Here is an 11764-nt window from a genome sequence, read left to right as displayed (position 1 = left end):
ATTTTAAAATTTTGAAATTTTACGAAAATGACGGTCGCAAAAGAAACAGCGCCTTTTAAAATTTCAAAATTTCACTCAGGCTCGCAGATTAAAATTTTAATCTGCAAAGCGCTTTACATAATAGCTTAAAAGCGGCAGGCAAGCGGGCTTTGTGCCGTGCCGTTTAGCCGCTAAGCCCGCAAAAGCCGCTAGTTCCACGCTCTTTCAATAAAACGTTCGCCGCTCGCTGCGCACCTTTGATAATATTCGCCGCGCCTTATCCAAACCGCCGCACGCCGTCAAATAAACGACGCCGTATGTTTATCCGCTCGCTCGCTGCCCCGTGTCGCCGCAAACTACCAAGCCGCGCCGCACGCGATCCTGCCGCGCCGCACGGCGAAATTTAACTCTCGCCGTCCGTAGTTTCCCCGTTTGCGCCTTGATCGAGCTTCGCGGCTACGGCATCCACGATGTCGCCGAGAGTTTGGATATTTTTAAAATCATCTGGCATCAGCTTGTAGCCGGTGTTTTTCTTGACGTAATCGACCAGATCGATCGCGTCGATGCTGTCGATCTGCAGATCCTCGTAAATTTTAGCCTCCGGCACGACCTTGCTCTCGTCGATCTCGAAAAGCTCCACGAGCGCCTTTTTTAAAATTTCAAAAATTTCATCTTTACTCATTTTTACTCCTATTTTCGGCGATGTATTGCGCCAAAGACGCAACGGATGAGAAAATTTGCTTTAAATTTTGGGTTTTTGAGTTAAGCACGATGCCGTATTTTTTCTGCACCAAAAGCCCGAGCTCCAGCGCATCGACCGAATCGAGCCCGAGCCCGTCGCCAAAAAGCGGCTCATCGTCATTTATGTCGCCAGGCGCTACGTCTTCGAGGTTTAGCCCCGAAATGATCAGCTCCTTAAGTTCCAAAATTTCTTCGTTCACAGATTCTCCTTTTCATATAGATTTGATATTTTTTCGTAGAGTTTGCGCACTCGGATTGGGTTTGGACGATCCGGCTCAAAGCCCGTTAGATCAAGCGCGCACAGCTCGTAGAGGTCGTACTTCATCCGAACCTCGGGCGTATCGTACCATACTTGTCCTTTTTTTAGGCTTTTAGGATCCATTTTTATCGCGACGCAATTCATATTTTTTGCGAAATTTATCGCGATGTAAAACGCCGCTTTGTGCATGGCGATGCGATCTGCGGTGCGCGTGCCCTCGGGGAAGATGATTAGGCTTTCTCCTCGCGCAAGGGCGCTGCGGCACGCATCTATCATCGCTTCCGAGCCGGTGTTTGGGATGTAGCCTGCGGCTGCGATGGCGGCGGAGAGGAAGGGGTTTTTGCATAGGCTTTCCTTGACTACGCAGTTTGCGCGCCGCACGTGAGCTAAAAAAATCACCACGTCAAGCAGGCTAGGGTGGTTTGCGATGATGAGAGTGCCGCTAGGCGGGAGTTTGCAGCGCCAGCTCACGCCGATACTGCCGTAAAGACGCGCTAGCAGCAAAAATATGCGCCACGAGATCATTATGAAATCGCGCACGAAATTTCGCACGGCCTCTATGCGGTTTAATCGCAGTAGCGCTACTGGGAGGAAGAGCAGGTTGCCTAACATACACAGCGCGCCGAAGCTTGAGAAGGATAACGCGATGCTGATCTGCTTGATTTTGCGCCTTAGCGGATCTGTCTGCTTCATCGCACGGCGCCTCTTTCGACGGGGATTTTATGCCTCTCGACGAGGATTTTACAGCTTTCGGCGGGGATTTGATGGCTCGTCATGCGCGCGATCTCGATAAAATTTCTACGGCTTGCCGCCTGCCGCATCGCAGCGGAGTTTTCGCGGTTTTCTGCGCGCGATATTTCGCCTTGCGGCATGTGCCGAAGTAATAGAGCTTTTATGGTCTGAGCGGAGGCGACCTCGGTGCCGTGTATGTGTCGAAGCAATAGAATTTCTGCGGCGCGCGGTAAACTGCGATTTTGTAGAATTCTCGCCGTTTGCCGTGCGCATTGCCTCGGTGAAATTTCCTCAGCTTGCCGCACGCTTCGTCGTGCGTGCCATTGCGATGGAATTTTTATCTTTTGCCGCGCGTATCGTTGCGGTAGAATTTCTGCGGTTTGCCACGCGCGCCATTGCGACGGAATTTCTGCGAAGCGCCGTATACGCCGTTTTTGCGCCGCCGTATGACGCGCCGTCTGATTAAATTTATAGCTCGCGGCGTCGTTAAATTTAAAATTCATCGTAGCGCCTTGTCGTGTGCATCCTGCGTGAGCGGCTACTCGGTTCATCGCGCGGCTAAATTTAAACTCGTAGCCCAAGCTTTGATCTGCTAAATTTATGAAATTTACAGCCTGCTGCGCGTAGTATTTCGGCTCGTCGCATCTGTCTTTATAGCGGAATTTTACGGTGTCTTCCATGCGCCGCTGCGGTAAAATTTTTATGGCTCGCAGCTCGCAGCGTTTAGGCGGATTTTTTTGGATTCGTTGCGTATTCCTCGGCGGCGTATTTTCGCAGCGCGCCTCATTGCAACGCGATTTGGGGGCGTATGGCACGCGCCCTTTCGGCGTGTTTTTAAGATGTGCCGTTTGGGCGAGCTCGTGTTTGATAGCGCGGCTAAATTTAAAACCTTCACTATATCCGCGTTTGGCGGAGCGGCTAAATTTAAAGCTTGTCGTTCGCGCCTTTGCAGCTCCGTGTAGCCCGGAATTTTGATCAAAATTGCTCGTCTTGCCGTGCCTGCTCATGCGATGAAATTTTGCTATTTTAACGTTCATGATTTTGCCTTAAAAAAGCTGCGATTTTGGCGGGATCTTTGACGCGCCAAAGATAGTCTAAAACCCCGTCGCTACTGCGCCATTCGCACTTGCCGGAGAGGATTTTAGCCAAAAATTCCACCGCGGTATCTAGCGGGATTTCGCCTCCCTTTTTAAAGCTTCGTAAAATTTCATTTTCGGCTCGCGATTTCGGATTTTGTGCCTCTATGCTCTGTGCCGTCGCGTCTGCAACGTGCGGCGAAATTTCGATCTGCACGTCATCTCCGCGCTGAAGCACCAAAAGTAGGGCGCAGGCAAAGTCGCAGCGCTTCAGATAGTTGTTATTTGCCTCCTCAAAATAGCAGAGCAGGGCGATTTTATCGTTATCCGATTTGCATTCGCCGTTTTTGCCTGCTTCGTTCGCATCCTGTGCGGAGCCGGAATTTTCCGCGCTTTCTTTCAGCCTCGTAGCTGCGATTATTGCGCCGTTTTCGAGCGCACACGCCGCAGAGATCGTCGAAATTTCGGCATGATTTTGCGTAAAAATCGCATTTTGCGCCGCAATCGCGTTGAGTACGCTGACACAAAAGCTCGAAGGCGAGACGCTTTCGCTCATCGAGCCGAGCAGGCTAAAACAGCGGTTGATCTCGCCCATGCGCGAGCAAAAGACGAGCGGCAGCCCTTCGCGCTGCGTCGCGGAGCTTTGCATCTCATGATCGCAGGCTCCCGAGCTTTCGTTTGTTTTGGAATTCTGCCTCGCGGAATTTAAAGAATTTTCATTTGTGAAATCTTGCGGCGCCGAATCTAAATTTTGCTGCATAAAATTTAAAGAATTCTTATTTGAAAAATCCTGCGGCGACGGGTTTTGTGCGGCGGCACGGCTTTTGCTCGCATCTAAATTTTGAGGCGCGAGATTTAAGGAGTTTTCCTCAGCTAAACTTTGCGGCGTATTTTGCGAAATTTCGCCTAAAAGCGAGATGCAAAGTTTTGCCCCGAGCCCCAAACGGCGGCGGTGCAATGGCGGAATATGCTCAAGAGCCGGCTTTTTCTTCAAAGGCTCTAAGGCTAAAATTTCCTCTTTTAAGCGAGCGTGGGTAGAAATTTTTAAGTTTTCTACGAAGCTTTTTTGTAAAACCCCATTTTCGCACGCTGCAAAATTTGCGGGATTTATAGAATTCTGCTCGTAGTCCCGAGTATCTGTAAAATCTTGCGTAAAATTTAACGTAAAATCATACGTAAAATTTTGATCCATATCGCAAGCGGGATCGGAATTTCCGTCTAAGTTTACTTCGGAAATTCCGTCCGAACAAGCGGCGAGGTTTTTATAAAACTCCGCCGGCTCGCCCGAAATTATCGCGCTTGCGTAAGATATACCGAAGCTTAGTTTATTTTGCAATATAGCCTCTTAGTGTGACACCGCTCATTATCGTGCCTACGCCGCATTCAAACTCTTTATCGCTCACGAAAACGTTTTTATAATAGTAGCTCGTGATATTGACGATCTTGTTGCCGCCCTCTTTTTTGGCGCGATCTTGAAAGCTAAGTAGCGCCGATAAAAACGCGCGGTTGCATGCGGCTTGATCGCTCTTGCCGACGCCGTTTGCTTTTTTATTCGAGCTTAGCTGCTGCGTAATCTTTCTGCCTGCGGATTTGTTGCCGAAGTAGAATTTTATGTTCGGATCAAGCTTGGCTTTGGCGTCTGGCTCTGCGAGTGCCGCAGCGATCGGGAAGCGCACGATATCGTTTTTGGCATAAGCCGCATTAGCGACAAAAAGCGTCGCAACTACGAAAAATAGAAATTTTTTCATTTTCTCTCCTTTAGTCGATAAATTTTTTAAAAATCAAAGATGTATTTACGCCGCCGAAAGCGAAGTTGTTATTCATAACGTAGTCCGTCTTTATCTCCTGCGGCTGCGTGAGGTATCTAAGCGGCGCGCACTGCGGATCGATAGCTTGTAAATTTAGATTCGGATAGAACAGCCCCTCGTTCATCATCATCACCGAGATGAAGCTCTCCAGCGCCCCGCACGCACCTAAAGTATGGCCCAAATATCCCTTATAAGAGCTCACGGGCGTTTGCGAGCCGAAAATTTCATGCGTCGCCATAGATTCCGCGATGTCGCCCTGTCTGGTCGCCGTAGCGTGGGCGTTTACGTGCCCGATGAGATCCGGCGAAATCGCGGCGTCTTTGAGCGCCAGCTGCATCGCCGCGCGCATAGTCTCACTCTGTGGGCGGGTGATATGCGTGCCGTCACAGGTCGTGCCGAAACCTACTATCTCGGCGTAAATTTTAGCGCCGCGCGCAAGTGCGCTTCTGAGGCTTTCCAGCACAAACATAGCGCCGCCTTCGCCTAAAACCAGCCCATCACGCGCTATATCAAAAGGCGCAGGGCTGAGAGTAGGGGTGTCGTTTTTGCAGCTTGTCGCGTAGAGCTTATCAAATACGAATGCCTGGCTTGGGTGCAGCTCGTCCGCGCCGCCTGCTAACATCATATCCGCAAGGCCAAATTTTATCGCTTCATAGGAGTAGCCGATCGCTTGAGATGCGCTCGTGCACGCAGAGCTCGTGGGGATGAGCCTGCCTTTTAGCCCGTAGTAGATCGCGATATTCGCAGCGACGGTGTGGGGCATCATCTTGACGTAGGAGTTGGCGTTGAAGGTGCTATCCTTGCCATGCAAAATATCTATGACCTCGCCCGTAGCCTTCGCATCGCCGCTGCAGCTACCCGCTGCGACGCCCATACGACCGTCCTTTATGCGCTCATCTTCTAAAAGCCCCGCATCCGCCAGAGCTTCGCCCGCAGCATCAACGCCAAACATCGCTACCTTACCCATCGAGCGGGTATCTTTGCGATTCCAGTGCGCAGGCGGCGCGTAGTTTTGTATCGGCGCGCCAAGCCTCGTATTTAGTTCCTCGCCGAAGATATCCCATTCGCTCATATAAACTACGGCGCTTTTTTGCTGCGCCAAATTCTGCTTTATGCTCGCCCAGTCTCGCCCGAATGCACAGACGTTGCCAAAACCCGTAATAACTACTCTATTTAACATAATCCACCGTCTATTTTAATAACCTCTTTTGTGATGTATGCGGAATTTTCGCTTAGCAAAAACTCCACCAAATGTGCTACCTCGCTCGGCTCGCCGATGCGGCCTAGCGGGATCGCGCCTAAAATTTGCTCGCTTGCAGCTTCGTTTATGCCTTCGCTCATCGCCGTTTTGATGAGCCCCGGGGCTACGACGTTTACCGTGATCTTGCGGCTTGCAAGTTCTATCGCCAGGGATTTGGCCGCGGCGATTAGGCCTCCTTTGCTAGCGGCGTAGTTGCTCTGGCCGCGGTTGCCGGCAATTCCGCTAACCGAGCTCATCACGACGATACGCCCGCCCTTTTTGGCGCGGATCATCGGCATCAGCGCGGGCTTTAGGACGTTATAAAACCCGCCCAAATTTGTATCTATCACGCTTTGCCAATCCTCGCGCTCGAACCACACGAAGGAGTTATCCCGCGTGATGCCCGCATTTAGCACGATGCCCCAGTACGCGCCGTTTGCCTCTATGTCTGCTTCGATACGCTCCTGTGCCGCGGCAGTGTCTGCAACGTCAAATTTTAAAATTTGAACTTCCGCCGCGCCCGCGTCCAAGCAGCGCCTCGCTACGTCTTTTAGCTTTGCTTCGTTGCGCCCATTTAGCGCCAAGCCATAGCCCTTTTGTGCTAAATTTAACGCGCACGCCTCGCCGATACCGCCGCTTGCTCCGGTAATTAAAATTCTCTTAGCCATTTATACTCTTTATCATTTCGTCGCTCGCGCGCATTACGCTTAGCGTGGCGCTTGCGATATGTTCGCCGCCGCAGCGGATCTCGCAGTCGAAGATATATAACCCATCGCCGTCGCTTACGCTCTGCCTCGCCGTCGCGATCACGCGCTCGCCCACCTTCAGGCTTGAACGCGAAATATCGAGGTTCCGCACGCCCAGCAAAAACCCGAGCCTTGCCTCGCCGTCATTTCGGTAGCCCGAATACACGCCGATGCACTGCGCCATTATCTCCATATACGCGTAGCTGCCGAGTTCGCCGTCTTCGGTAAACGGCGAGTCCTCTTTAACGCTAAACGCGCAGCTTACGTAGCCATCGCTAACCTCTAAAATTTCATCCGCGAAGACCATATATCCGCTCTGCGGTAGGATGCTAGAGGCTCTCATACTCGTCCTATTATGGTTACGGCATTGTCTCCGCCGAAAGCAAAGCTTAGATTCATCGCGGTATCTACGCGCGCTTTTTTGGCTTCGCACGCGAGATTAAATTTAGACAGCGCCGCGGAGATTTCGCTCGTTTGCGAAGCTTGATCCGCAGCGTATTTTAAAATTTTATCGCCTGCGTCTTGCAAAGCTTTAGACGCAGCCAAAATTTCATCCGCGCTACTTTTTGAAATTTCACTCTGCGCGTTTTGTAAAATTTCATCGCCCGAGTTGCATAAAATTTGATCGCTTGCGTTGTTTAAAATTTCGTCGTTTCGCTCGCCGTGCCGCGCCTGCGCGCCACGAAAAATTTCAGCCTCCGAGCCGCGCCAAATTTTATCGTTCGTAAAATTCGGCGGAATCACGCCCTGTCTGATCGCCTCGTAGCAGACGGCAAGCTCGATCGCCCCCGCAGCGCCCAGGGTGTGTCCGATCGCCCATTTGGACGAGCTTGCGAGCGCTAAGGGTAGGGCGGCGCTCATAGCTAAGGCCTCCATCGCGTCGTTAGCCGCAGTGCCCGTTCCGTGCAGATTTACGTAGTCCACGCTTTGCAGATGAGCCGATTTCAGCGCGGTTTTGATCGCCGTGATCTGCATGCGTGCGCCGGGATCGGGCTTGGTGATGTGGTAGGCGTCGGAGTTTGCGGCGTGAGCCAAAAGCGCGACGTCGCTTATGTGTTCGCGCGAAAGCACGAATGCGCAGGCCCCTTCGCCTAGATTTGTGCCTGATCGCGCCTCTGAAAACGGCTTGAGCGGATGCTCGCTTAAAATTTCAAGCGCGCTAAAGCCCTGCAGCGTGAGCTCGTCTAATGCATCGGCGCCGCCGAATACGACCGCATCGCAAAGTCCCGCGTAGATGAGGCGCGAAGCTTCGATGAGAGCTTTGTTTCCGCTGGTACACGCACTCGAAACTCCGATCGCGACGGATTTTAGCCCGAAGCATTCGCGGATAAAATTTGCGGGGTTTGCGTGGGAGTTGCGCTCGAAGCAGAAGTTTTTAAATTTATCGTTTGCATTTTTTGAAATTTTGGCGAAATTTTCGCCGTTCATCGCAGAAATTTCACTGCACGGCGCGGAGCTCTCGCCGTCTTGCGAGATAAAATTTCCCGCGTCTTTACCGCAGGCGAAAAATTCCGCATAGTTTTCCTGCACGCCGGTGTTGGTGGTTGCAAACACCACTCCTACGCGGTGCGCGCCGAATTTTTTCACGGCTTGCTCGATCTGTCCGTGCACGCCGAGGCAGGCATAAAGCGCCAGAGCGTTCGTGCGCGTGGCGTAGGCGCGATCTTTGATCTGCGGCAGCGGCGTATCCACGCGCCCGAAGATGAAATTTTTACCACAGACATCAAGCTTTCGCAGCGCGGATCTTTTTTCGCACAGCGCGCTAAAAAGCTCTGCAGCGCTGTTTGCGCCCGCACAGATGAGCCCGGGGCTACTTAGATATTGCGTCATATCGGCGCCCCTTTGCGTTTATGGTGAAATTCGGTTTATCCGCATTCTCAAGCAGGGCTAAAAATACTCGCTCGCTTTGCGAATCGGGCGGCAGGAAGCCGTCGTTGCGAAATTTAGCCTCGCCGCCTTTGATCGATAAAATTTTGCGTGCTATCGGCGCGCCTAGCATATCGAGCCAGACGAGCTTGTAGCGGCTCTCCTCGCCGTTTGCGGGTGAAATTTTTGAGATCAGGGCTCTGCTTTTCACGCCGTTAGTATCCGTCAAGATGAACTGTTTTTGGCTAAATTCCGCTATTTGCCCAGGCGCTTTGTGCGCGCATCCGCCTATAAAAAACGCGGCGCAAAGCAGAATGAAAGCCGTTTTAGAAATAGCGTAAAAACGATAAACAGGTCTCAAAAATTCTCCCTAAAAACGAGCGAAATCAAAATCTGGCCCTCCAAAATATAGCTTTTGTGCGACCACGCCTTGCCGCGCTCATCAAGCGCCAGAGCTTCACCGCCTACGCCGCGCGCGAGCCCCACGCGATCAAGCGCGTAAAAACCTAGGCTTCGCGCCTTAATTAGCGCCTCTTTGATCGTGTAAATTTTATAAAAAACGAGCGCTTTTTCGCTCTCGTCCGCCGCCGCCAAAAGTTCGCGTTCAAAGTCGTTGAAACAAAACTCGCTCGCCGCGGCAAAATTCCGCGGTTTTAAAATTTCAAGATCGAGCCCGAATTTTTGCCTCGCTAGAGCCACGGCGACGATCGTTTTGCCCTCCGCGCTTTTGTGCGAGATGCAAAATTTTCCGCGCTTTTTAAAGCGCGACTTAAGCGCCCGCGAAACGCGAAACTCGCGCAGATGGCCTCGCGTTCGCGCCAGCTTCTTATCGCGCCTGCTCAAAAGCTGCCTCGGGGTGCACAGATCCTCGTCGGTGATTAAAATTTTTATCTCGCTCATAAAGCCCTGATTTTACTAAAATAGTCTTTATAAAAATATAAAATAGTGCTGTAGCGTTAGAATTTCGTTTAAAATTTATTTGATACGATTGGATTCAAAGGCGCATTAAATTATAAAAATTTATCGCGTTTTGAATTGCGCCAAGGCGCCGCGCGCGGTAAAATTTTAAAATTTAGCGCGTTTTGATCTGCACCGCGCGCTTTTTGGTTCGTCGCGTGTCGCTATGCGGCGTCGGCTGTATTCGTTGCGCTCGTCTTGTTTGTCGTATCTCGTGCGACGACCGTCATGTTTGGTTAAATTTTTAGCGTGGCTGTATCAAGAGGCAGGCAGTGTAAGGTTTTGAAAATATCGGCGCGGAATTTTAAAAATTCCGCGATAAAATTTCTATCGCGGGCGGCGTTTGCGCCGGAGCTTTTGCAATGAAATCTAGATGTGTCATGCGATAAAATTTTAAAATTCCGAAGCGAAATTTAAAACTACGAGCAGTGCGTGGCGCAGCAGACATCGCAGTATGACAGCGCAAAATTAGCCGCATTTGAATAAACGGCATAAAATTTAAGCGCTCCTGAATACGGCAGCTCGAGATTTAAATGTCCTTAAACTAAAGTGGTTCGAAATTTAATCGTGCTTAGCTAGAACAACCGCATTAAATTCTGAGCTACGCCGTGCCACACTAAATTTGCCGCCAAGCCGCATTAAATTTTATGTAAAAATTTCGCTGCTAAGCTACGACAAATTTAGATTAAAATTCCGCTGGCATGCCTATATGCGGTAATTTTTTACGAATTTTTCTATGCGCTCAAAGCCGCGTTTTAGATTTTCCATAGAGCACGCAAAGCTTATGCGGAAGTGCCCATCCATGCCAAATCCGCTTCCTGGCACCGTGGCTACGAGCCCTTTATCTAGCAGTTGCATGCAGAATTTCATACTATCGGGTTCTACCTGGGAGCAATCTATGAAGAAATAAAATGCGCCATCTGGTTTTACGACACTAAGCCCAGGAATCGCGCCTATCGCGTCCGTGCCAAAATCGCGCCTGCGCTCGTATTCGCGCCTCATCTCCTCGATATAATCGTCTGCCTCGCCCCGCAGCACCGGCATAGCGCCTGCCTGGACGATGCTTGCTACGTTGCTGACGCTTTGACTTTGCAGGTTTATCATCGCCTTATTTAGCTCATCGATTGCGCAGGCGGTGTAGCCGAAGCGCCAGCCGGGCATCGCGCCGCATTTGCTTAGCCCGTTGATCGTCACGGTGCGCCCAAACATATCCTCGCTGATGCTTGCTGCGGCTATGAAGCTCTTGCCGAAGACGATTTTTTCGTAAATTTCATCGGCAATTACTAAAATATCCGTGCTTTTTAGTACTTCCGCAAGCTCTTGCAGCTCCTGGCGCGAATATACGGCGCCTGCGGGGTTACTCGGGTTGAAAAGGCACAGCGCCTTCGTGCGCGGCGTGATCGCGGCTTTGAGCTGCGAGGCGGTGATTTTGTATCGGTTTTCCGCCTTGGTGTCTACGATGACGGGCTTGCCCCCGCAAAATTTTACGATGTCTGGGTAGGTGACCCAATAAGGCGCCGGTATTATAACCTCATCGCCTTCGTTTAAGATGCAGTTAAAGGCGTTAAATAGCGAGTGCTTGGCGCCTACGTTGGTGATAATCTGATCAGGCCTGTAGTTTAGAGCATTATCGCGCTTTAGCTTCTGCGCGATTAAATTTAAAATTTCAGGCGTGCCAGCAACCGGCGTATATTTTCCGCAGCCCTTGGCCATAGCTTCTATGACAGCCTTTTTGGCGACCTCTGCGGTATCGAAATCGGGCTCGCCCGCGCTTAGGATCACGACGTCTTGCCCCTGGGCTTTCATCTGCTTGGCTTTAGTGCTGATTGCGATTGTTAGGCTTTCGCCGAGCTTGCTTACGCGACTTGAAAGTGTTAATTTCATTGATGCTCCTTGGATTGGTTTAGACAATTTAAAATTTGATTTTTGACGCTAAAAGCCCTGCCGCTACTTGGGTCTTGGTCGTAGATATCGTCGATTTTATAATCTCCTCCGCTACGGACGAGTTTGTAGATTATCGTCTGCGCGCCGTAGGGGCAGGTCTGAGTTACTACGACGGTATCGCGCTGCCCTAGCTCAAAATCATATTTCGCGTCGTCGCAGACATCTTGACCGCCGATTACCGGATCGTAGTCCAAACAGCCCACCTCACCTTCGCCAGCAGATGCTTCATCTTGCATAAGCACGGATCTGAAAGAAGCTGATAGGGCATTTTTGTGATCGCCAAAATAGGTGTCCTTGATGTATAGACTTTTTACTAGGCTTATTCTGGCGTCGTCCGCGGAATTTTTCGCGCTATTAGCATCGCTGCCGCTTGCCGACAAAATAGCAAAAATTGTAAAAAATAGAGCTTTTTTCAC

At 50.8% G+C, this 11764-nt stretch carries 14 protein-coding genes; all 14 read right to left on the bottom strand.

Annotation, left to right across the window (positions count from 1 at the left end; all coding sequences use genetic code 11):
• Positions 1 to 382: 382 nt before the first annotated feature.
• Complete coding sequence (locus Q0117_RS05745) at positions 383 to 661, bottom strand: acyl carrier protein (RefSeq protein ID WP_297923638.1); 279 nt, start codon at positions 659 to 661, stop codon at positions 383 to 385.
• Positions 654 to 920 (bottom strand): phosphopantetheine-binding protein, encoded by a 267-nt coding sequence (locus Q0117_RS05740; protein WP_177388711.1) that lies wholly within the window; start codon positions 918 to 920, stop codon positions 654 to 656. The genes Q0117_RS05745 and Q0117_RS05740 overlap by 8 nt, the downstream gene beginning before the upstream one ends.
• Positions 917 to 1672 (bottom strand): lysophospholipid acyltransferase family protein, encoded by a 756-nt coding sequence (locus Q0117_RS05735; protein WP_297923636.1) that lies wholly within the window; start codon positions 1670 to 1672, stop codon positions 917 to 919. Before Q0117_RS05735 ends, Q0117_RS05740 begins: the two co-directional genes overlap by 4 nt.
• Positions 1669 to 2748, bottom strand: coding sequence for a hypothetical protein (locus tag Q0117_RS05730; RefSeq protein WP_297923634.1), 1080 nt, complete (start codon positions 2746 to 2748; stop codon positions 1669 to 1671). The genes Q0117_RS05735 and Q0117_RS05730 overlap by 4 nt, the downstream gene beginning before the upstream one ends.
• Entirely contained in the window at positions 2738 to 4123 is a 1386-nt protein-coding gene (locus tag Q0117_RS05725) for a beta-ketoacyl synthase chain length factor (protein WP_297923632.1), read from the bottom strand. The genes Q0117_RS05730 and Q0117_RS05725 overlap by 11 nt, the downstream gene beginning before the upstream one ends.
• Positions 4113 to 4535: an excinuclease ABC subunit A gene (locus Q0117_RS05720; RefSeq protein ID WP_297923630.1), complete on the bottom strand. Its 423-nt coding sequence runs from the start codon at positions 4533 to 4535 to the stop codon at positions 4113 to 4115. The genes Q0117_RS05725 and Q0117_RS05720 overlap by 11 nt, the downstream gene beginning before the upstream one ends.
• A 10-nt stretch (positions 4536 to 4545) precedes the next feature.
• Positions 4546 to 5775 (bottom strand): beta-ketoacyl-ACP synthase, encoded by a 1230-nt coding sequence (locus Q0117_RS05715; protein WP_297923628.1) that lies wholly within the window; start codon positions 5773 to 5775, stop codon positions 4546 to 4548.
• Positions 5769 to 6503: a 3-oxoacyl-ACP reductase FabG gene (fabG, locus tag Q0117_RS05710; protein WP_297923627.1), complete on the bottom strand. Its 735-nt coding sequence runs from the start codon at positions 6501 to 6503 to the stop codon at positions 5769 to 5771. Before fabG ends, Q0117_RS05715 begins: the two co-directional genes overlap by 7 nt.
• A complete protein-coding gene (locus tag Q0117_RS05705; protein WP_297923625.1) occupies positions 6496 to 6924 on the bottom strand; it encodes a hypothetical protein in 429 nt (142 codons plus the stop codon). The genes fabG and Q0117_RS05705 overlap by 8 nt, the downstream gene beginning before the upstream one ends.
• Positions 6921 to 8411 carry a beta-ketoacyl synthase N-terminal-like domain-containing protein gene (locus Q0117_RS05700; protein ID WP_297923623.1) on the bottom strand — a complete coding sequence of 497 codons (1491 nt, stop codon included), beginning with the start codon at positions 8409 to 8411 and terminating at the stop codon, positions 6921 to 6923. The genes Q0117_RS05705 and Q0117_RS05700 overlap by 4 nt, the downstream gene beginning before the upstream one ends.
• Positions 8392 to 8808: a hypothetical protein gene (locus Q0117_RS05695; RefSeq protein ID WP_297923621.1), complete on the bottom strand. Its 417-nt coding sequence runs from the start codon at positions 8806 to 8808 to the stop codon at positions 8392 to 8394. Before Q0117_RS05695 ends, Q0117_RS05700 begins: the two co-directional genes overlap by 20 nt.
• A complete protein-coding gene (locus tag Q0117_RS05690; protein WP_297923619.1) occupies positions 8805 to 9347 on the bottom strand; it encodes a 4'-phosphopantetheinyl transferase superfamily protein in 543 nt (180 codons plus the stop codon). The genes Q0117_RS05695 and Q0117_RS05690 overlap by 4 nt, the downstream gene beginning before the upstream one ends.
• 762 nt (positions 9348 to 10109) lie before the next feature.
• On the bottom strand, positions 10110 to 11288 hold the full coding sequence (locus tag Q0117_RS05685) for a pyridoxal phosphate-dependent aminotransferase (RefSeq protein ID WP_297923617.1): 1179 nt from the start codon (positions 11286 to 11288) through the stop codon (positions 10110 to 10112).
• Positions 11285 to 11764, bottom strand: a complete 480-nt coding sequence (locus Q0117_RS05680) for a hypothetical protein (RefSeq protein WP_297923615.1) — start codon at positions 11762 to 11764, stop codon at positions 11285 to 11287. The genes Q0117_RS05685 and Q0117_RS05680 overlap by 4 nt, the downstream gene beginning before the upstream one ends.

It is taken from the genome of uncultured Campylobacter sp., assembly GCF_937997535.1.
Lineage (GTDB): Bacteria > Campylobacterota > Campylobacteria > Campylobacterales > Campylobacteraceae > Campylobacter_B.
The sequence above is the reverse complement of the archived record's forward strand: the minus strand, read 5'-3'. Positions and strand labels throughout refer to the sequence as shown.